This window comes from Mesorhizobium yinganensis (genome assembly GCF_040081985.1).
Taxonomy (GTDB): Bacteria; Pseudomonadota; Alphaproteobacteria; order Rhizobiales; family Rhizobiaceae; genus Kumtagia; species Kumtagia yinganensis.
This window is the reverse complement of record NZ_JBEBMH010000019.1, coordinates 59,276-80,197: the sequence shown is the minus strand read 5'-3', so window position 1 is coordinate 80,197 and position 20,922 is coordinate 59,276. Positions and strand designations below refer to the sequence as shown.

12 protein-coding genes and 6 pseudogenes are annotated in these 20,922 nt (G+C 59.4%); 5 read left to right on the top strand and 13 right to left on the bottom strand.

Going from position 1 to position 20,922, the window contains the following annotated elements:
• Positions 1-237: 237 nt before the first annotated feature.
• Positions 238-1,098 (top strand): annotated as a pseudogene (locus ABMA59_RS26310) (ArdC family protein); the annotation flags it as partial.
• Here ABMA59_RS26310 and ABMA59_RS26305 read toward each other — a convergent pair.
• The 8 genes and pseudogenes from ABMA59_RS26305 to ABMA59_RS26275 form a co-directional block, all read right to left on the bottom strand.
• A complete protein-coding gene (locus ABMA59_RS26305; protein WP_349008344.1) occupies positions 1,095-1,940 on the bottom strand; it encodes a PIN-like domain-containing protein in 846 nt (281 codons plus the stop codon). The pseudogene ABMA59_RS26310 and the gene ABMA59_RS26305 overlap by 4 nt on opposite strands.
• Positions 1,930-2,556 carry a PIN-like domain-containing protein gene (locus tag ABMA59_RS26300; RefSeq protein ID WP_349008343.1) on the bottom strand — a complete coding sequence of 209 codons (627 nt, stop codon included), beginning with the start codon at positions 2,554-2,556 and terminating at the stop codon, positions 1,930-1,932. Before ABMA59_RS26300 ends, ABMA59_RS26305 begins: the two co-directional genes overlap by 11 nt.
• Positions 2,557-3,093: 537 nt before the next feature.
• A complete protein-coding gene (locus tag ABMA59_RS26295) occupies positions 3,094-6,069 on the bottom strand; it encodes a Tn3 family transposase (protein WP_349008342.1) in 2,976 nt (991 codons plus the stop codon).
• A 399-nt stretch (positions 6,070-6,468) separates the two neighbouring features.
• A pseudogene (locus ABMA59_RS26290) lies at positions 6,469-6,717 on the bottom strand (SMC-Scp complex subunit ScpB); the annotation flags it as partial.
• Between the two features lie 314 nt (positions 6,718-7,031).
• On the bottom strand, positions 7,032-7,304 hold the full coding sequence (locus ABMA59_RS26285; RefSeq protein ID WP_349008341.1) for an IS1096 element passenger TnpR family protein: 273 nt from the start codon (positions 7,302-7,304) through the stop codon (positions 7,032-7,034).
• 14 nt (positions 7,305-7,318) lie between these two features.
• Positions 7,319-7,498 (bottom strand): annotated as a pseudogene (locus tag ABMA59_RS37540) (plasmid pRiA4b ORF-3 family protein); the annotation flags it as partial.
• A 206-nt stretch (positions 7,499-7,704) separates the two neighbouring features.
• A pseudogene (locus ABMA59_RS26280) lies at positions 7,705-8,187 on the bottom strand (IS66 family transposase); the annotation flags it as partial.
• A 1-nt stretch (position 8,188) separates the two neighbouring features.
• Positions 8,189-10,238: pseudogene (locus ABMA59_RS26275) on the bottom strand (Tn3 family transposase); the annotation flags it as partial.
• A 241-nt stretch (positions 10,239-10,479) separates the two neighbouring features.
• Here ABMA59_RS26275 and ABMA59_RS26270 point away from each other — a divergent pair.
• Together ABMA59_RS26270 and ABMA59_RS26265 are read left to right on the top strand one after the other, a co-directional pair.
• The gene (locus tag ABMA59_RS26270) at positions 10,480-11,292 is read left to right on the top strand and encodes an AbiJ-NTD4 domain-containing protein (RefSeq protein WP_349008340.1); all 813 of its coding nucleotides are present in this window, start codon (positions 10,480-10,482) and stop codon (positions 11,290-11,292) included.
• A gap of 4 nt (positions 11,293-11,296) precedes the next feature.
• Entirely contained in the window at positions 11,297-12,553 is a 1,257-nt protein-coding gene (locus ABMA59_RS26265) for a restriction endonuclease (protein ID WP_349008339.1), read from the top strand.
• Between the two features lie 147 nt (positions 12,554-12,700).
• Here ABMA59_RS26265 and ABMA59_RS26260 read toward each other — a convergent pair whose 3' ends face one another.
• From ABMA59_RS26260 to ABMA59_RS26245, 4 genes are all read right to left on the bottom strand, one after another.
• The gene (locus ABMA59_RS26260) at positions 12,701-15,514 is read right to left on the bottom strand and encodes a CHAT domain-containing protein (RefSeq protein ID WP_349008338.1); all 2,814 of its coding nucleotides are present in this window, start codon (positions 15,512-15,514) and stop codon (positions 12,701-12,703) included.
• 248 nt (positions 15,515-15,762) lie between these two features.
• Positions 15,763-17,505, bottom strand: coding sequence for a caspase family protein (locus ABMA59_RS26255; RefSeq protein WP_349008337.1), 1,743 nt, complete (start codon positions 17,503-17,505; stop codon positions 15,763-15,765).
• 1 nt (position 17,506) lies between these two features.
• Complete coding sequence (locus ABMA59_RS26250; RefSeq protein ID WP_349008336.1) at positions 17,507-18,307, bottom strand: hypothetical protein; 801 nt, start codon at positions 18,305-18,307, stop codon at positions 17,507-17,509.
• A complete protein-coding gene (locus ABMA59_RS26245; RefSeq protein ID WP_349008335.1) occupies positions 18,244-18,735 on the bottom strand; it encodes a hypothetical protein in 492 nt (163 codons plus the stop codon). Before ABMA59_RS26245 ends, ABMA59_RS26250 begins: the two co-directional genes overlap by 64 nt.
• Between ABMA59_RS26245 and ABMA59_RS26240 the strand changes: the two genes are divergently transcribed.
• Positions 18,734-19,042: a hypothetical protein gene (locus tag ABMA59_RS26240; protein ID WP_349008334.1), complete on the top strand. Its 309-nt coding sequence runs from the start codon at positions 18,734-18,736 to the stop codon at positions 19,040-19,042. The genes ABMA59_RS26245 and ABMA59_RS26240 overlap by 2 nt on opposite strands.
• Positions 19,043-19,278: 236 nt before the next feature.
• Positions 19,279-20,058 carry a hypothetical protein gene (locus tag ABMA59_RS26235; protein ID WP_349008333.1) on the top strand — a complete coding sequence of 260 codons (780 nt, stop codon included), beginning with the start codon at positions 19,279-19,281 and terminating at the stop codon, positions 20,056-20,058.
• Between the two features lie 464 nt (positions 20,059-20,522).
• On the opposite strand, the pseudogene ABMA59_RS26230 reads toward ABMA59_RS26235, so the two are convergent.
• Positions 20,523-20,787 (bottom strand): annotated as a pseudogene (locus tag ABMA59_RS26230) (Tn3 family transposase); the annotation flags it as partial.
• Between the last annotated feature and the right edge of the window lie 135 nt (positions 20,788-20,922).

The window sequence follows — 20,922 nt, the reverse complement described above, 5'->3', positions numbered from 1 at the left end:
CTGACAGTTTGCAACGAGCAGCGTTGTGGCCCAATTGCGCGGAGACCGCCCCTTTTGACGAACGAGGTTGGCGCCGATTGGAAGGGGAAAGCCTTCCCCTACGTCCGAGCCTTTGGTCTCGGCCGACCCCTTCTGCTACCCCGCAACGCCCCCGGAGAGTGAGAGTGCGGAACGGGTTTTCCGTGACGGGTTGAGGGCTGGGAGAGAGGCTCCCGGCACCCGTCGCGGAGATCCGCGATGTCCAGAAGAACCGCTCCCGCTCGCGCCGGCCAGGACCGGCGAGCCTCTAAGACGAAATCACCGGCAAGATCATCGCCGAGCTGGAGGCAGGCCGCGTGCCCTGGGTCCAGTCCTAGGGGACGGCGGCGACGAAGGCGCCGCTCGCCATGCCGAAGAACGCCGCCACTGGCCGGCACTATTCGGACGCCCTGATCCTCTGGGGCGCCGTCGTCGAACACGGCTTCCCCGGCCAGAGCTGGCTCACCTTTCGCCAGGCGCTGGCGCTCGGCGGCAATGTCCGCAAGGGCGAGCGCGGCACGACCGTCGTCTATGCAGACCGCTTCGTGCCGGGCGACGAGAAGCGCCGGGCTCGCGAAACTGGCAAGGACGCCCAGGCAATCCCGTTCCTAAAGCGCTTCACGGTGTTCAACGCCACGCAGTGCGAGAACCTGCCGGACGGCATCGTTATCGTCGCGCCGCCACCGCCGTAAGGTCTGATCGAACCCCCAAGGTCGAGGCGCTGATCCGCGCCACCGGCATCGACTTTCGCGTCGGCGGCAACCGGGCCTTCTACGACCCGGCGCTGGACTATGTGCAGGTCGCCCGCCCCAGGCCTATTTCGAGCCGATCAACTGGCACCGCACGGCGCTTCACGAGCTCGGCCACGCCACGGGCCATCCGTCCCGTCTCGGCCGCGACATGACCGGCGGCTTCGGCACCAAGAAATATGCGTTCGAGGAGCTGGTCGCCGAGATGAACGCAGCCTTCTGCTGCGCCTCGCTCGGTATCATGCCGACCGTTCGCCACGCCGACTATATCGGCTCCTGGCTAGACGTCCTGCGCGAGGACAATCGCGCCATCGTACAAGAATGGTCTCAAGGCATCACCACCTGAGAGCCAGATGGGTTGATTGTATAAAAGAATCGAACCTCGTCCCGATCCGAGCCGCGGGTGTCGTCTTGAATACCTGAGATACGTCCAGCCAGAACGGCTCCGGCGTCATTCTCGACCAGAAAGCCGTCGTTCAATTGGATCGTATAGTGGCTCGACGTGGTGTCGATAGCGTCGATCGTCAAGATCTGGCCGAGTTCGGCATTTTTGACCCGACCAATCCGTCGGGTGGCACCGCGTTTGAGCAGGTATATGGACGTATCGCTGCTTTTGGAGAAAGCGACATCGAAAGCTTGCCCAGCGTGTTCGATGCGCGCACGCCCGTCATAGGTCGAGTAGTCGAAGACCTTCTCGCCTGCTGGAACGGCTGGCCCGCCACCATAAAAACGGAGCTCGCTCGATCGCCGCGAAGTGTGCCTCGTATCGGCGAAGCGCAGGTTTCCTGCGGCGGCTGCCTGGATTGCATTATTGGCGCTGGCCTCCGCGATCTCCACGTCATTCACGAGACTTTCAGGAGCTTCCATGTCGCGTAGCAAGTCGTGCAGGCTCGATAGTCTCAGCGATCGACCGCCAGAGGCGCGGCGGTAGGCGTCGACCAGCTCGGGCCGCGGATAGAGCGGCTGCTTGCCGGCCCGGACAAACCAATCACCCTTCTGCTCGCCAGTGACAAAGACCAGATCCTTACTCGAGGTTTTGCCGAGACCGAGCAGGGACAGCCATATAATGACGTCCCCTATGCCCTGATCGTCCTTCGACGCGTCCTTATAACCCGGGGGCACCTGGTGGAGCAGCCCGTATTGCAGTTCCTCGATGATCTTCTCATTCGGCACCCCCGGCGCCGATCAGCTGCTCCTTGCCGAAGGTTGCGGCATAGAGGGCGGAAACTGGATCGTCTCCGCGCCAAGCCTTCATCTGTTTCGCCAAGGCCCGGAGCTGGCTGAGGTAGGCTTTGGTGGCTTCCTCATGATCGGAGGCAGCCTTCGTCAGGGCCTCTCGGTCCGCAAACCCTTCGAGCAGCAAGGGGCTGACATTTACGTCCCAGCCAGAGAGCCGGGAGGTGCGATCCTCGAGAGCCTGGACCATGTCGGCGAGCTTGCGGTCCCGGTTCTTGATGAACTCTCGCGCGACCTGCTCGGGCAGGAATAGGCGGCTCTCGCCAGCGAGTTTGGCGTATACGGTCGCCAAACCGGCAAGGTCGCTCTTGCCGAGCTGATAGGGCAGCAGCAGCGCGTTGGTGTCCAACGCCACGATAACGTCGGCGGCCGATGGGTCGACCGCAGCGGTGGATTTGAAGACGTTGTGGGGCTCCGGGTATAGCCGGCCTAGAAGAAAGTGATCGATCTCACCTGAGGGGGATTTGGCCAGAGCCTTCTTTCGATCCTTCCCGTTCTCGAGCGGATTGCGGGGCTCAGGGGGTGAAGGCGCTTCTACCACGTTCTCGTCCAAGGGCGGTCCCCATTTCATGGATCACTTCGTGCACGATAGGGCCATATGAGATACCGCGCTAGCGCCGCCGCCGGGGCCGACCCACCCTTTGGCGAGAGCGACAACTACGGTCTCGGTCTCTATGGCGGCCAACGAAGGTCCGCTTCGTGGACACGCCAATGTCTGAAAGTAACGCCAAGCAGACGTTAGCAGCTCGATATCCGCTTGACCGATTTCCACTCCAAAATAGTCAGTCAGACGCCTCTGGCCTGATGTCCGCTTTGGGGAGAAAGCGGGAGGTGTCGAAATGACCGATTGGAGGGGCGCAGTCCGGACGGTCGCACTTGCGACGCACTGAGTTGGGGATTGCCGACAATCGCGGATATGTCGATACATCTCAATTTCGACGACATGTTTGAGCATCACGTCGATGCGACGATATGTGCTGGGAATGTGTCGATCGAAATGCAGGTGAATGCGCGCGTGCTGATCGCCTACATCGGGGTCGGAACAAGAGCAGTTCGAAATCGTACGCTAAGGTCGAACGGAGCAGGAACGTTATGCGGCACGCCGTAGCCAAGCCGGGAGGCGGAGCGACCTGAAGCCTTCCGGGAGGTGTTGCTCGCTGTCCCAGGTGTAGATGCCCGTCAGGTTGATATGCTCCCAACTTAGCGGCGAGATATGCTTCAACAGCGGATCTGGAATGTTCCTTCCCGCTTGTTTGAGCTGTGTGACCGCGCGGTCGAGATAGACCGTGTTCCAGTGGACGATCGCGCTGACGACAAGATTGAGGCCCGATGCGCGGAATGCCTGACTTTCGAACGACCGGTCGCGGAGTTCGCCACGCTCATGGAAGAAGACTGCCCGCTTGAGTTTGTGTGCTGCCTCGCCCTTGTTGAGGCCGGCTTGGCAGCGCCGGCGCAACGTCGAGCTCGAGTACCATTCGATCATGAAGAGCGACCGCTCGATGCGGCCGAGTTCCCGAAGAGCCTTCGCCAGTTGGCTTTCCTTCGGAGATGCCGAGAGCTTCTTCAAGATCGTCGAGGGCACAACGGCACGGGTGGTGATCGATGCCGCCAGATGAAGCAGATCATCCCAGTGATCGAGGATCAGGGTGGTGTTGATCGGCGCCCCGATATGGTTTGACAGCGCCGGGTATGCATCGCCTTTCTCGAACGTGTGGAACTTCCGATCTTTGAGATTGCGCAGTCGCGGTGCGAACCGCTTGCCGATCAGAGCGAATAGCCCAAAGACGTGATCGCTCGCGCCGCCGGTGTCGGTGAAGTGTTCCTGTATTTCGAGGATCGTGTCCTGATCAAATAGTCCGTCGAGCACGTAGGCAGCCTCGCTTTCGGTCGGGCTGATGGGCAAGATGCTGAAGTAGCCGTAACGATCTGACAGATGGCTGTAGAACTTCGATCCGGGCTCGCTGCCGTAATGTAGATTGATATCTCCGCGCTTTGCGGCTCGGTCGCTTGCTCGGAAGAATTGGCCATCAGATGATGACGTCGTACCATTGCCCCAAAGGCGAGAATGCGGATGGCGGGTGTGTGCGTCCGTCACGCAGGCCTGGGCCGCGCGGTAGGTCTCTGACCGAGCATGGAAGGTGCGCATCCAACTAATCTGGTGTGCACCGATGCCTTTGGACGCGCTGGCCATCCGTTTCGGACCAAGGTTGGTCGCATCGGCCAGTACGCCAGCCAGCATGGCCGAGACATTCCTCGGAGTGTCACCCGTGCGAACATGCGTGAAGCAATCCGCAAAGCCGGTCCAGTCGTGAACTTCCCGCAGGAGGTCCGGCACCTCGACCAACGGATAAAGCTCGCTGATCTCGGCATTCAGTTCCTCGGCTGCAGCGGGAACCTCGCCGGCGGTCGGCGTGACGATCAAGGTACCAGCTTCAAGGCGAACACCTTCGAGCTTCCCAGATCGTGCCCTGTGCGCAAGGCGCTTCAGGTTGAAGTCGAGCATCTGCCGCGCTTCGGCAAGCCACTGCGCGCCGTCACTTTGGACGCCCAGTCCGAGGCGATTCTCCTCCCTCATTGTGGTGAAAGTTGACTGCGGCATCAGGTGCTCGTCGATCGGTCGGAAGGATCGGCTGCCGTCGACCCAAATGTCCGCAGATCTAAGCCGGTCTCGCAAAGCCGCGAGCGTTGCAATCTCATAGAGACGACGATCGGGCTTCTCCTGCCCGAGGATGAGCCGTCGATCAGCTTGGCTGAGGTGGGTGACCGGGACGCGATCCGGAAGTGTCCGCCGCTTCTCGGCATAGAACCGTTTCAGCAGCGAAATCGCCGCAAGAAGGGAATCGTGGCGGCGCGCTGAGCGGAACGTGAGCGCCTGCAGGAACGCACCGGCATACTTGTTGACGGTCGAATATTGCTCGGCCGCTAAGGTCAATGGCGACGCCTCGTTGTCCTGGACCATCGACTCAAGCTCAGGCTTAATCCGAAGCAACCGGTGCCATCCAACTTCCTGATCGAGAACCTCCAATGCGTTCCGGCCATGATTGTTGGCGGACTGCAGGGCTGTGATCGTGTCGAGGAACATGCGTAGCGCTTTGGTGGTATCCGGCCTGCAGTCCATGTGCCGCTGCTTCTTGCGGTTATTGGCTTGCGAAAATAGCCGACCCATCAACTTGATGAACATCGACACTGCTTCGTCGGTGAGCTTCTGGCCGAGCTTGATAATCTGCGCCACGATCAGCGCGTGCCGACGGCTGGCATTAAAGTCATTGGCCAGCCATGCCGGCGTGGCGTTGCCCTCACGGATCATCTGATCCCACCGTCCAGACGAGATGCGCATCCGCAATTTCGGAGCGATTTCTAGCTTGCCCAGGAAAGCAATCCGTTCGGTTAGCCCGACCAGGTTTGACGCGCCTGGAGCTTCTGGCGCGGATCGCAGCCAATGGAAGCGCGTCTGGCCGATCGCCGGATCAACCTCCAGTAGCCTGTCCAATGATTGAAGCTTATCGAGCGGAACTTCTTCGATCAGCGCTCTCTCTGCCCGTCGACGAACAATGGCGCGAGCGGCAAGGCCGATCCGTTCGATCGTATCGATCGCTGGCAGAAGAGACCCGCGTTCACGAAACGTGGTGACAATAGAACTCGCTATCGCAGCACCGTCGTCGGACATCTGGGCCGCCTGAATTGCAGCCAATAGCGCGGCTCGCCGGTCTTGCGCCGTCGCGCTTCTTGTACCCAGATACACCATCAAGCGCGCCGTGTGGTCGCGCCTCGTTTCCCCACGGCGAGCATACAGCGCAAATGTTTCTAGGTCGGCGCCGATCTGGTCGGCAACATACCTGAGCATGGCGCGAGGCGGAGTCTCGTCTGCTGCCAGTACTCGGCCCGGGTATCGCATCAGACATAGCTGAACGGCGTAGCCGAGCCGATTATGCTCACGCCTACGTAGTTCAATCTCCAGACGATCCGCCGATGACAGCGAATAGTGTCGGATCAGGCTGTCCTCGTCAGCTGGTATATCGAAAAGCTTTCGTCGATCCTGAACCCTGAGAAGCTTCCGTTTAGCCATTGGCCAACTCCATCCACGACAAACCTGCCGGGAGCGTTGTCGAGTCGGACGGACGAAGAAATCAAAACAGGTGCATTCCGATGGCAATCCACAGGGATCACATACGGGACATCCGGGCTACGCACAGTTCATGCTCCGTTCGTCCTTAGCGTACGATTTCGGACTGCTCTTGTTCCGACCCCACTCTGGCCATCGGGCTAAGAGCTTTCAGCCAGACGCGGAACTGCAGGATTGTCGGAGCCTCATCCGGAGTACGGGCGCTATCGGGATTTGACGGTGAACGGCGGCTCGATCGGCGCGGTGGTTTCATAAAATGGCAGACCTCGACGAAAACTACTGTCCAGCCTTATCGCATTCTCCCCGATTTCGGCTCTGCCACACAGATCCTTATGCTCCCCAAAAATAAGCGATCCACATCAGCACCAGCACCTCGGATTGCGTCAGCTCGGCCGCCTTCTCACTACTTCCGACAGCGGCACGGATGGCGTCGGCATAGGCCGGGCGGGTCAAGTGCTTCCAGCCGCCCGCGATTGCGACCAGGTCGTAAGGCCGGCCGCGTAGTTCTTCACGAATGTCGTCTATCAGAAGATCAATGCGACAGCTTCTCCCGACGATCCGCGCCAGCGTCTCGCGGCCGACCGGCTCGCTACCGACGCACCAATATACAAGACAGTTGACACAGCAGTCTTCTTACATCTATACTCGTACTGTCTGCCAGTTTAACTTTAGACTGAGGCCTTTCACTATGTCGACGAAACTCACAATATTGCTTCTTGTGTCCACAACGAACCTTGCCTTCGCCTGCGACTGCACTCAGTTGCAGGGAACCTGCACGGGAAGTGCAAAACTGGTTGGCGAAAATACTATCCACATCACTGCACCAAGTGGACAATGCGCGATTGTGGGGTACACGGCTAATGGCGATCCCTCGACAGCTACCGTTACCGATAAGGACAAGGGATCTACCGATGTACGCTGGGAGGGAAATAAGAATCCAAAGATAAGTTATGTCGATTGCAACATTTGCAAGAAATAAGTCTTGATAGTGCTGGCCGGATGCAGACCGGGTAGGCTTTGCCGCCCTCGCGCTCGAGCTTTGCCTCGACCCGGATCTCGTGCTCCCACAGATCGCCGAAATCGTATTCGTAGAGGATGCGCTGGCGCACCCGCAGCTGGTGATCGGCGAGCATGATCTCGCGGCCCGACGCGTCACGGTGGCGCTCGCCCGTCCACATCCTACGTAGCGGCCGCCGTGCAGCTTGAAGGCATGGAGATGGTAGTCCTCCCATCCGAACGCAATCTGAACGACGCGGTGTGGTCCATACAGCGTTAGGTCCGCAGGCACGAGCAGCCGGCGCCAGATCATCGGCGTGATGCCGCGCAAGCTCACCTTGAGTTGATACACGATGGACGTTGCAACGTCGGACATGGCGGCCAGGCTAACGTAAAGCCAGCGGCGCCCCCAGCTTTTTCATACTCCCGTTCTATCCCCCCATTCGCTTCGCCTCTCGGTGCGGGCGAACCCTTATCTCAAACAGCTTGAGCATCTAGGCTTCCTGCATTCGGCGCGATCAGAGATATGGCGGCCGACATACTCGATGCCGCGTAAGCGTCCAGCTTGGGCCCTTCAGCCGGCCGGGCGGCGCGGCGGGCCTCGGTGTCCTTGCCGCGGATTTCTTCCTCGACCGCCCAAAGTGTCGCCATCCGCTCGACGGTTTCGCTCGCCACAGGCGAGAGGCCGGCGACGTGCAGCTCATAGAACTTGCGCCTCAGATGCGCCCAGCAGGCGGCAAGCGTCAGCGGACCGCCGGCGCGCGTGGCTTCGGCGAGCCGGTTGTAGGCGCCCCATCCGTCGACCTACAGTAATCCGCTGTAGCCGGCGAGATGACGCTCCACGCAGTCGCCGCCGCGGCTGTCCTCGAAGCGGTAGGCGACCATCGGCGGCGCTGTGCCGCCAAAGGGTCGATCGGTCCGGGCATAGGTCCACAGCCAGGCGGTCTTGGTCTTGCCGAAGCTCGGCGCCAAGGTCGGCGGCGTGGTCTCGTCGGCATAGACCCGCTCGCCTTGCTTGATCATGTCCAGGATGCGCTCGGCCAGCGGCGCCAGATGGAAGCCGACATGCTGACAGCTTCTTCAGGATTGTAGACGGCACCACTGATCGCGTCGTGATCGACGCCGCCAAATGGAGCAAATCATCCCAATGATCGAGAATCAGAGTTGCATTGATCGGTGCCCCGATATGGTTCGATAGCGCCGGGTATGTATCGCCTTTCTCGAAGGTGTGGAACTTCCGATCCTTGAGGTTGCGTAGCCGTGGCGCAAAGCGCTTGCCGATCAAAGCGAACAGTCCGAAGACATGGTCGCTTGCACCGCCTGTATCGGTGAAGTGTTCCTGAATGTCGAGGATCGTGTCCTGATCGAACAGCCCATCAAGCACATAGGCCGCCTCGCTTTCGGTCGGACTGATGGGCAAGATGCTGAAGTAACCATATTGATCTGACAGATGGCTGTAGAATTTCGATCCGGGTTCGCTGCCATAGTGCAAGTTGATGTCGCCGCGCTTTGCGGCTCGATCACTCGCGCGAAAGAACTGCCCGTCGGATGACGCGGTCGTTCCGTTGCCCCAAAGTCGAGAATGCGGATGCCGGGTATGCGCATCGGTGATGCACGCTTGCGCCGCGCGGTACGTTTCCGACCGAGCATGGAATGTACGCATCCAGCCGATCTGGTGAGCGCTGATACCCTTGGATGCGCTCGCCATTCTTTTCGGCCCCAGATTGGTCGCATCCGCCAAAACTCCGGCCAGCATGGCTGAGATATTCCGCGGAGAGTCACCCGTGCGGACATGCGTGAAGTGATCCGCAAAGACGGTCCAATCGTGCACCTCCCTCAGGAGGTCAGGAACCTCGACCAGCGGATACATGTCGCTGATCTCGGCGTTCAGTTCCTCGGCTGCAGCGGGAGCGGAATGTGAACACCGGCAGAAACGCACCGGTATATTTGTTGACGGTCGCATATTGCTCGGCTGCCAAGGTCAATGGCGATGCCTCGTTGTCCTCGACCATCGACTCAAGTTCAGGCTTCATTCGGAGCAACCGGTGCCAGCCAACTTCTTGATCGAGAACCTCCAATGCATTCTGGCCGTAGTCGTTCGCCGATTGCAGGGCAGTGATCGTGTCGAGGAACATGCGCATCGCCTTGGCGGTATCGGGCCTGCAATCCATGTGCCGTTGTTTCTTGCGGTTGCTGGCTTGAGAGAACAGCCTTCCCATCAGCTTGATGAACATCGTCACAGCATCGTCGGTGAGCTTCTGGCTGAGTTTGATGACCTGCGCCACGATCAGCGCGTGTCGACGACTGGCATTGAAGTCGTTAGCCAGCCAGGCCGGCGTAGCATTGCCTTCACGGATCATCTGGTCCCAGCGACCCGATGATATGCGGACCTGCAGTTTCGGATCGATCTCCAACGTCCGCAGATAGGCGATACGTTCGGTCAGCCCGACCAGGTTTGAGGCACTTGGCGCATCTGGCGCTGATCGCAGCCAATGAAAGCGCGTCTGCCCGATCGTTTGGCCAACCACCAGAAGACGGTCGAGGTCTTGCAGACTATCAGACGAAAGGCCTTCGATCAGCGTCTTTTCCGCACGCCGACGAGCGATAGCGCGAGCCGCGATCCCCATCCGCTCGATAATGTTGGCTGCCGGGAGCAGCGAATTTCGATTGCGGAACTCCGCCACGATGGCGCCAGCAATCGAAGCACCGGCGTCTGTTGTTGAGGCCCTCTCGATTGCCGTCAGCAATGCGGCACGCCGATCTTCGGCAGTTGCGTTTCGCTTCCGTAGATACCCTAGGAGATGAGCAATGTGATTGCTGCGGGTCTCCTCACGACGGGCATACAACCTGAATGCGGTCGAGCTTGCTATTTGCCCAGCAACATAGTCAAGCATAGCTTTCGGAGGAACCTCGTTAGCCAACAGTGGCCGGCCGGGATAACGCATCAAGCAGAGTTGGATCGCAAAGCCGAGCTGATTGTGTTCGCGCCGCCGTAGCTGGATTTCCAGCAAATCGGGAGGCGCAAGAGAATAGTGGCGGATCAGACTGTCTTCGTCGATCGGAATGTCGAGTAGCGTCTTTCGTTCGTGTTCTTTGAGAAGCGCACGTCGGGCCACTTTCCACTCCATGCTAGAACGGTAGTGGCCAAGCCTCTGTCCAAAGCAGCCTAGCGGTACAGGAGGCAAATGGCGTATCCACAGCGAACATCCGGGCGTTCACTTTCCGTTCGGCCTTAGCGCAAGATTCTGAACAGCTCTTGTTCCGGCCCCTATTCACCTCGATCGCTCCCGATTGCGGTGATCGAGTTCTTACATGCAGTAATGTAAACTGATCGGACCATAGGAAGGAGGAGAAGCAATGAAGGGCAGCGATGCTGGCAGGTTCTCAGACCGCTTCGGATACCGCGCGCCTGACGCTGAGATTCAGCTTCGCGAAGACGCCCCGCCTGCAATTCGAGATGCGGTGCTTGTACTAGCCTACGACGTTGGTTTTGGCCCTGGCTCGATGCGCGACATAGTTTGCGGCGTGATGCTACGGCGCCCGGACTTAGGCAATTGGTCACCTGGCAATATCGAGGGCGAGGTCCAAGCGCTCATTGATGAAGCGCCATGGTTCCGCATCTATGACCTAGCAGAAAAGATCCATCAGACTGTTCATGACCGTGGTGACTGGGAAGCCGCCTCTCGATTCCAGACCCGGGTGAACGATGTTTTTCGTGAGCATGGGATCGGCTGGAAGATGGAGGACGGCCGAATTATGGTCCGAGGGTCAGAGGCGTTCGAGCTATCGACGGCCCATGCAGTCGAGACGATGCGTTCAGCAGGTGCTCCTACGGCGGCCAATGAAGTTCACGAGGCTCTCAAGGATATTTCTAGGCGGCCCGAGCCAGATGTGTCGGGCTCGATCCAACATGCTTTGGCGGCGCTGGAATGTGTAGCCCGCGAATACACCGCGACGACCAGCACCTTGGGACCGATCATAGCTAAGCTAAATTTCCCAAAACCCCTGGATGAAGCCGTTCATAAGTTATGGGGCTTTGCCTCCGAACAAGGAAGGCATTTGCGAGAGGGAAGGGAGCCCCAGTTCGAGGAAGCTGAGCTGGTCGTAACGGTGGCGTCGGCTTTGAGCGTGTACCTGCTTCGGGCAAAAACTCGCTCGGAAGGTCAGTAGCGACATGGAGGCAGAGTCCGAGTCTTGGGTTCTCGCGACGGAAATTCCATTCGACGACCTCAAGGGTTACCGCCTCGAGGAGTGCGTCTATTGGATTTTGGACGGGCTGGGAGCCAAGGACCTGGAATGGCGGGTTGGTGGCGTCGGCGGCGGTGCGGCAGACGGCGGACGCGATATCGAGGCAGCATTCTATTTACCCGATGATGCAGGCCGCATGGAGAGGCACCAATGGTGGGTTGAATGCAAGGGCCGGGGCGCTACCGTCGAGAAGGAAGCGGTCGTCAACGCCTGCAACAACGTCACCGCATACCCTGAGGTCGAGCGACTGATCATCGCGACGAACTCTCGCTTTTCCAGCCCTACGATCCAGTGGGTACGGGATTGGCAGGCCAGTCACCCTCAACAAGTGATCGTCCTTTGGGACCGAGCAGAACTTGAACGGATGCTATCGCGCCAGCCCTCGACTGTTCTGCGGCTCTTCCAAGGCGGACTGTCATTAGCCGGAAAGCTCGAGGCGATCAGAGAGCGCTACTTCAATCTAATGGAATACAGCTCCATAGAACAGCTTCGAGCAATTTGGGCTGTCAGGGACACCTTGAACATCGGTCCAATGGAACGCATCGCGCTGGTCGCCAACGAATTCGCCCATGGTGATATCGACGAACGCCCGTGGTGTGGAGGCGACGACGTGCATGACGCGTCTGGTGCCCTGACCATGGTATTGTTCAATTTTATCTACCTATTCTCTAAGTGGACCAAGACTGGCGGCGATGAGGAACCTTTTGTTGCGATGGTCGCATACCTCCTGTCGGCTTCTCTTCGACATCTCGATGCCACGGAGGTGGTGAACCTGATTGAAGTTGCCTTGCGCGCTGCTCCGGACCAGCCGATGTCGCAAGAGAATATGGACTACTTTTTGGGACCGATACTCGACCGATTGCACACGGACTTGACCCTGGTCTGCTCGGCTGATTGTCCGCGGTTCTCTCGCGACGACAGTCTTAAGGGTTGGCAGAAGGACGATCCATTCCGCCGCTATTGGAGCAGGTACGGCCGGCGCGGAGCTGCGAGACCCAACCAGGTCATCGATGCCAGGCTTGAACGAACCAACCAACCCTGTGTCATCGGCATCGGACTATCGGCCGACGAAAGATGCCGGATATACGCAACTGATCCTACCGTGGAAAATCTTCTTGCTTACCTCGACGTGGTGGCCGCAGTCGTCCGCGCCCGATCACCTCTTCCACGGCGGAAAAAATAGCGACATCATGGTGACGCTGCGGGGAAGCCGGGAGCCGATCAGGTGAAGACACGGGATTTCAAGTGAGCCCGTAGTGTCTTGAGAACGCGCATGAAGACCCAGATGCCAGCGTTTGGGCCATTGTGATGCAGCACGACTTCTTGACGCTTATGCGCCGTAGAGAACGAAGCCGCCCCAATAATAGGGGTGGCTGAATATCTTCAAAGAGGAAGGTTGAGTGGCGAGCGTCCGATCGAACTCCTGCAGCGCGGAGCGCGTCGCTGGCGGAATGTTGTCGGCAATGAGTCGTGCCACTATCGGCCGCAGTCGCTCGACAGTTGCCTCACGCACCCAATGTTGACCGTCCTGAAGCGCGAACGCGGGACGATTCCGATTCAATATGTGACTCGTCGTGAAAGCGGACACGAACAATGCCGTTGCTACGTCGCTGACGGGCCAGCGCGTGGCCAGAACGCCCCCCGCGCCCAATTGCAGGAATCCTAGCGGCAGACCAATAAACTCGTCCGAGGCCGATCCCACCAAATGGTGGCCCGTGTCGCATGAGGAGAGCATTACCAACCGCGGCTGCGCGAGATGGACGAGTGTAAATAGATCGTCGAGAGACAGAAACTCGCCTCCGGCCAACTGCAATCCTGATCTGCGCACGTCGACAGGGTCAAAGGACCCGTGCGCCGAAAAGAGCCAATGGCTTCGCGATTGCAGAGCGTTCAGAACGGTATTCTTCGAGCAATCGACGCCGAATAAATAAGTACTCGCTGTCTCATGGGAGCCGAACACAGCCCGGCAATTGATCGCCTCGACGGGTGAAAAGGGCAAATCCTCGGTAGGATTGATGATCGCGGCGAGGGTTGGGATCTCCGGATCTGAAACGGAACTATCGAGAGCAGCTATACTGGGAGCGACCGAAAACTCGAACATGTCGCCCAACACCGAGCCGCTCTCCTGATGGCGCGCAAGCGTCAGTGGCAATTGACCAAACTCACCTTGTGGGACAATCGCCACCCGCGACCCAAAGGGGACCTCGCGCCGCATCAGCCCCTGCACGGCAAAGACCCCAAATGTGTTCCAGACATCCGTCATCAGGGCATCGATCGTGGTCTTTCGTGCCACCGGATCCCCCCAGTCCGCGGCATTCCAGCGTTCAAGAGCCGGTTGGAGATCGTCGTCTCCGAAAACAACGGAAGCGCGGAGGTCTTTTCCCTCTAGAGCCAGAACCGCGATCGCATGGCGGCCGTTGTCAAATACCGGGATGATCAGCGCGCGGTAGGTCTGCATCAACCGCTCAGCGACGCGCCACGTGCGCAAAAAGAGGTTGTCGCCGATCTCTGGTGCCGTCGGGCCGCCGATCTGGCCGAGCGCGGTGAGCTCCTCGCGTGCCTTGACAAACGCCTCCAAGAGTTCGCTCGGAGGATTGTCAGATCGCGTGACTTCACGCTCGATCGCGATGAGTTTCGCCCGCGCCTGAGCCGCACGTGCCTGGACATCTGTATTCGAGGTCCTCAGACGAAGCGCCGAGCGCAGGAACCGCGCCCTCCCAAACTCGAGCGCATCCAATGCCGCTGCTGTTTCTCCAGCCGACAGAAACAACATGGCCACACGCGCATCCAGCCCTTTGAGACTGCGCGAAATCTCGCGGACGCGTTCGACACCGCCCTCTTCCAAATCCGCGGAGAGCGCGAGGGCCTGCCATCCATGGAAAGCTGCGGCGCTTAGGTCTTCAAGCCTGAGATCGGCCCAATGTAGGAGGTGCACGGCGTCGACCATTTCTGATACGGCGCCCCGCTCCCCAAATGTCGCGTACGCGCTCGTGATCAGTTCGCGCCCGCGTTCAAACCGAGCGTTGTCCCGCCGGGAACCGAAGACCAGATTTCTCGCTAGGCCGAGCTGCTCGTCGGCGACAAGCAGGGGCCTACCTTGCTTCTCAAGGTCGGAAATCCGTTGCTCTCGGTGCACCAGGTATTCGTCATCTGCATGTTCCAGGCCGACATCTGAGAACTCCCGCGCATATGCGCGCTTAATCGACAGCAGGTTGGAATTGGTCAGGCTCCAGTCGTCAGGCACTTCCTCCTTGGGTCGCAGCTCGAGGCTTGCCTCGAGGCATTTTATGGCGCGTTCCAGATTGCTCCGGCGATCGCCGTATTGGCGCTTTTCATAAAGTGCAGCGAGCGTGTTCAAGGCAGCCGACTGGAGACGCCGGTCCTTCATGTCTGCGGTCGCCGCAACCACCTCGTTGAGATAGACGATAGCTTCCTCGACGAGAGTCGCGCCCTCACCAACTTCGGCGAAACGCCCGGCGAAGCTTGCGAAGTTCAACCTGGCATACAGGCCCAGCAACCCACCGGCAGACGGTGCGGTCTCTGTGATGGCTTCGCGCAGATAGCTCAGCGCCAGCCTGCCATCGCTGCGGTCGTCAGACCAAACGCCGGCAGCATACGCATCCGCCATATTGTATTTGGTTTTGGTGACATTGGGACCGTCATCGTGATCGATAAAGTGCTGCAAGGCACGACGATAGTAGTCGATGGCGTCCCGGCGGTTCTGCTCCGGATTTCCCTCGCGCCGCGCCATCAGTGTTCCCGCCAACGAACCAAGCACCATTCCCTTTTGATCGGCGATGGTAGCGGCAGCGTTTTGATCGTCCTTGACGGCCTCCATTAGCTCCACGGCCGCTTGGAGCGAGGTCAGCCGCCGCTCCACATCGGATTCGTACATGGCGTTTCCGGACGTAACCAGAACGCGCATGGCGTTTTCGGAACCTTCCTCAACGCCGCTAATACCTGAGACGAAAAACGGCATACCGTCACCATTGCCTCCGTGACGGTTCAAACCCGGCCGATCGAACTGCGAGTTGAGCGCTAGAAAATGGCGGTCGTCCGACGTCTTCGGCGGAACCTCGGCCTTGAAAAACAGCGGCTCGTCCTGATCGGCCGGTAGGTGAAGCTCATCCGGTTTCTTCGTCATTTCCGTCCCTGACTTAGTCTCCGGTCTCCCGTCGCTCGCCTTGACGCGCCACCTTGTGGTGTGGACCGAGCAGTAGCTGAGGACTCCACTCGGCCGGGAAGCCACCAAAGGTGCAGAAGAGGCCCGCATCGCGGAAGAACGGCGCTACTTGATCCAGCCGACCTGCGAGTGCTTTGGCGGACCGCCGCGTGCGCTCATCAGACTGCAGACGACCGCGCACGATGTCGCTCACAATGTCGGACGCGCGGTCAAACGCATCCGAGGTGAACGGCAGACTGCGCTTTGACATCTCGCGGAAGCACGACGGCAGCCACCGTTGCCGCAAGGGGCGCGCGCATTTTCTGTCGAAGCGTCTCCTCTCCATCGCGGAACGTCTGGTTCAGAAACTCTTCGGTACCATTCGCCCGGAGGCCGTCGGCGGCCGAGAGCGGGTCTCGCGCCCGCAATTGCTCCCAGGCACCCGCGATGGTCCCAGTGGGCCCGTCGTTCTCGGACGCCAGGTAGGCTGCAAAGTTAATGTAGTTGCGACCTTCGGCGTCGATCTCAATATGGAAGGTGCGTTTGTCGATATCGCTGGGAAGCACGCAACAGAAGCGCCGGCCGTTCTGATCATCTATCGTCAATACATGTCCGATCGGGTCATTAGGATCGACACGGAGGGCAATCTTTACACGGTGTAGGGGTGAGGTCCTTAAAGCCTGTGCTGTCGATAGAAGCGTAACGCCGCGGTGATCAAAGGACTGGCCCGTTGACAGCCCCACGACCCGTAGCGTGTCCAGCCAGGGGAACGTCACGGCTTCCGCTCCAAACATCGTGTGAAAGCGGTTGATCTGTGTGACGCGATCGGCGTCAGCGGGCGGCACGCGGGCCGGGCGGGCAGCTTGATAGCGCTCGCGAAACCAATCGGCAGGTTGACTCGCAGCAGGGACCGGCGGTCGCCGCGTTGAATCCAACGTGAACCTGTCCTCCAGTAGCACTGGCGCTTCGGGTGGGAACTGTGCAAGCTCTATCGGGCTGCCCGGATCCGAGGAGGCGACCTCGGATCGCACGATCTGAATGACGCTTTCATTTGCCGCTTTGATAAGGGCGGCCACGCGCCCCTTCATATAACTCCCGAGCCGGTTGATTTCGATGGTAGCGACGGCACCTCGACGGGTGAGCTCGATCGGGGTCTCGTCGAGCAGAGGCTCTGGTTGGTTCTTCAGTCCGTCCAGCAGAGCCTGTCCGAAGAGCGATAGACCGCCGGCCTTCGGCGAATAAGCTCTTAGGCCTGACGCAGTCGCGTAAAGTGCCCCCTTTTCGTAAAGGGGGTTGATCGCAACGGCTTGCTCGTCGTTGAGGATCTTCGCACCGCTCGCACCACGCAATTTGTCGATGTCATTGCGACAGCCATCCAGCAGCAGCACGTGGGAAGAAACCCGCGGCAGATAAGAGAGAGCATCAGAGACGTTCGGGGTACTGATCGCCTCGTTGACGGGCCGGCCCGGCGGCCGCAGATAGTCACTCGGCAGTAGGACTTGGTAATTCTGCCGACGCTCCATTCCATGTCCGCTGAATATGAAGAGGCTGCGCCCAGTCGCTGGCGCCCTCAAAGCCTCCATATCCGCGTACCAGTTCTCCAGAGCGCTTTTGCAGTTGGCGAAGGTCGCCTCCGGCGAATGCCGACACACGCCAGGATCACAGTTGTCCAGTTCGTCGCTCGTGGCCTTTCCGACGCCCTTGCGCTGCGGCGACAGAACCAGTCGCACCCTCGCAATGGGCCAACCATCCAAGATGTAGACGTCCCGCAACCACATGAAGAAGCGGTACGCCGTCAGCGCCGAAGCGCTCAGTTGTCCCAACCCATAGGTCTCCGGAGCCGGGCTTCTCCCATCGACCAGATGGTCGTAGCGACTGGTTCCGATGATTAGTGCATGTACCCCCGCACCATCGGTAGGAACATCTCCGTTGACCCAGAGTCCCGGTTCGGTCTGGCTCGCTTCGAGCGGCACCTCAGTTGCCCCCTGGCGAAAGCGCCGCTCTTAGTTTGTCGGAGAAGCGCCGGTAGAAGCTAGGCCGTTCGAGGTAACCACCATGTGCCGCCGCGAGCGACATGCCGCTCCAGTATTCCTCGTCATCGATGCCGCCCGCGAAAATTCCTTTGGTGGTAAAGCTTATGATGTCGTTGCGATCCCACACGTTCCACCAGTGAGCGAGGTTCGTGCTGGCAACGGGAGTGGTCTTCCCACTCGCCTGCGAAAATGACGAAGAGCTTGCAAGGAACATGTTTATTTCCTCGAAAAAGCCGACTTGGCTCGCCGTCGCGCACCAGAAATCTACCTTTGTTCGGCTTTGAGCAGCAGGCAGGAACGACGTCAGGGCGTCATATGCAATTTGGCCCCCCATGCTGTGGGTCAGAAGGACGATTGGCTCTCCACCGCGCGCCTCCTTGTTCTTCTGAGCAAGAGCAAGCTCATCCATAAGCACGCTCGGGATCGGTCCGGGCGCGGCAGCGGTGCCACGCCGCGTCATGTAAAACAGGACATCCCCGAGAAAACGGGTTACAAAGTCATTGAGCTTCGGCCGCAGTTCACCAGCGGCCAGACTCACCGCTGCACCGGGGTTGTCGGCCGCACGCGAGAAGCTTTCGCTCAACCGGTCCCGCATGTCGCGAAGGAAATTCAGCGCCCCCTGGGCTTCCAGCGCAGATTGCTTTTCCACATCCGCTTGAACGGCGTCGGAAAGAATTTTCAGTTGGCCTTCGAGGCTCGATGCGGCTTGAAGCTGTGCCCGTATTGCTGGATCGTGCGCCACGAGATCCGCGGCAATGCCGATGCGTGCTCTTTGCAGCCGTAGACACTGTTGCTCGTCACCGAGACCGTGATGAGATCGGCAAGATCGTCGTCACCCAGTTGATCGAGGCGCGCCCCTTGCGAGCTTGAACTGGCCTGACCACTGGTGAGCCCCGAACTTGGTGCAACCCCTTGCGGAACCTTTGCCACTATTGCATCGAGCAACTCGCTGCGTTCGATCTCTGCACCCTGTCCGAGCAGTGTAGCCGGCCGAGAGATGCCTCCCCATTTGGGTGGATCGCAAAGTGGAAACCAATCGGCCGAGCGGATGGACACATTGGCCGGGTCAGCGGCGATTGCCGGCGCAACAATTCGGCGGAGATACTCGTGGACTGGCTGGAAGTGCTTGGGGTCACGGGTGTTGACACCGTGCACGTAGACGATCGGCATGCCTCCGCTCCCCCCAGAACCGCTGACACATCCACTAGAGCAATTCCAGCAAAAGTGCGCAGCGGTTTTGCGTCCGGAATTGCGTGAAAACAAGGAAATAGAGCATTTCCGCGATTCGGAGAAAAGCGGAACTGCTCTAGAAAGGATAGCCCCGGCCGATGTCGCGATCGCTATCCTTTCGTCAAAGCGAATAGTCGATCATCCAATGCTGGCTGGCAAGCACCTAATCTCCAATCCCGATCCTGAACTCCGATTTTTACTGCAGCTGGATGCGAAAATGTTCCATGCCCGGCATCCCGTTGCCTAGATTTGCGTGAGCGTCGTATTCGCAATCTATCACCAACTCGATAGGGGGGGCCGCCTCCCTCCGCCTACACGTGGCGCCCGCAATGTTCCTCCCTTGCGCGGTCATCTGAGGACTGTGGACCACGGGCAACTCGAGGCGATAAAGATTGCCCAGCGGCCCTTGCGCCGACAGTCCTCGCTAGGAGGGTCCCTTTCTTGACCTTGATACTAGTCAGCTCGCACCGCGGCGAACTCCACGTGATCGCCGATACCGAGTTCGGCCAAAGTGGGGCGACCGGCTCACAGGTCGGACCGAAGGTCTTTCCGGTGCCGATTCAAGCGATCGACCTGGATGCGGCTAACAAGCGGGCCTTTCCGAGCATGGGTTTTGCGTTCGCGGGAAATGTTTTGTCGGGTCAGTTTACGCATTCCGTCGCTTCGACCTGCCTGCAGAATCTGGTGGGAGCCACAACGAAAGCCGATGTCCAGGTCGGCGAGGTTGCCCATGTCTACGCTAAAGCGGCCGAACAGATCGTTCTGGAACGTTGGCGCCAAGCAAAGCTTTCAGGCTACGGTTTTGAAGGTGTTGTATTCGGACGCCCCGCCAGTGGTGCGACAGCCGCGTTTCGATTGAACGTCGGTGTTGATGATGGCACCGCCAGTGTCTTCGTCGAGGAGTTGGATTTCACCAAAACAAGCGTCCACGCAATCGGCAGCGGTGCGTCCTCCGCTCGCGCATACATCGACAGCGCTCGCAGCGCCGGTAAGCCGTTCCGTCCGATAGAGATCATGGACAGCGTTATCGGCGACCCGAGCGTACCGTCGGTTGCTGGGACCGTGCAGTTAGCGGTCACCACGAAAACCGGCGTCGAACTCCGGCCCATAATTCGGCATCGCGGCGATCGCGCCGGCGAATTCACCTTGTCGGGCGTCAACGTTCTGACATTAGGGATGGCCGGCGCGTATGTCCCAATCGGGACACCCATCAGCGTCGACTTACCCTTCGAAGACGTTCTGGATTTCGAAGTTCGTGATTAAGTCCGCTAGGACTACGCGGTCGCGCTGATGGGCTATGCGGCGGTGGTCCTGATCGCGATGGCGCTACCTCGCCTTCTGATCGCTGCTGTGCTCGTTTTCTTACCTAGTTGGCTCTTTGGCTGATGCGATTCGATAAAGTGCTAGATCGTGACAGGCCAGCGTAGCGTCATCTGATCGAGCTGGCTCGTCGCGTAACGAAGGGGAGCGTTACCCGCCACTCAATACGCGCAGCCCCGGCAACAGGAGCTTGTCATCACCCTGTTACCATGCCGACCATTCCGATGCTGGCGGAAAGCTGCCGCAGCTCGCCTGCCAGGTCGCTGACCGCCTCGTCGTCGCGGGCGTGGCGCCGGCGGCGAGCGCTACATCCTCGAGGTTTTTCGCCGCAAGGCTTTGCGCATCGGGGACGGGGTCAGAACCAGAACTGTTCCCAGCGACACGCGTAGGTCGAACGGATCAAGCACTTATGTGGCCTGTCGCGACCCAACTGGAAGGCGGAGCGACCGGAACCCTTCAGGCGGATGCTGATCGCTATCCCATGTGTACATGCCGGTCAGATTGATGCTCCCGGCCCAGCGGCGAGATGTGCAGATGATCCGGAATCTCGCGACGCATGCTGCGCAAGTGGGTCATGGCCCGTTCGATGTAGACCGTGTTCCAATGGACGATGGCGCTGACGACGAGGTTGAGGCCGGATGCGCTGAAGGCTTGGCTTTCGAACGATCGGTTGTCACCGTGGTTCAAGGCTTGCTTTTAGACTCTACAACGATGTGCTGATCGTAGCGGAAGGGATCGCATCGGAGCTCGCCGGGCTGTCTGCTAGCAAGCCGGGTAAGTAAAATTTCTCAAAGTGTGGATGGACAT

Coding starts and splice junctions, on each gene's coding strand:
- ABMA59_RS26240 (WP_349008334.1), top strand. CDS start 18,734: ATGCCTCCGCTCCCCCCAGAACCGCTGACACATCCACTAGAGCAATTC.
- ABMA59_RS26245 (WP_349008335.1), bottom strand. CDS start 18,735: ATGCCGATCGTCTACGTGCACGGTGTCAACACCCGTGACCCCAAGCAC.
- ABMA59_RS26270 (WP_349008340.1), top strand. CDS start 10,480: ATGAAGGGCAGCGATGCTGGCAGGTTCTCAGACCGCTTCGGATACCGC.
- ABMA59_RS26295 (WP_349008342.1), bottom strand. CDS start 6,069: ATGGCTAAACGGAAGCTTCTCAGGGTTCAGGATCGACGAAAGCTTTTC.
- ABMA59_RS26265 (WP_349008339.1), top strand. CDS start 11,297: ATGGAGGCAGAGTCCGAGTCTTGGGTTCTCGCGACGGAAATTCCATTC.
- ABMA59_RS26285 (WP_349008341.1), bottom strand. CDS start 7,304: ATGTGGACGGGCGAGCGCCACCGTGACGCGTCGGGCCGCGAGATCATG.
- ABMA59_RS26260 (WP_349008338.1), bottom strand. CDS start 15,514: ATGACGAAGAAACCGGATGAGCTTCACCTACCGGCCGATCAGGACGAG.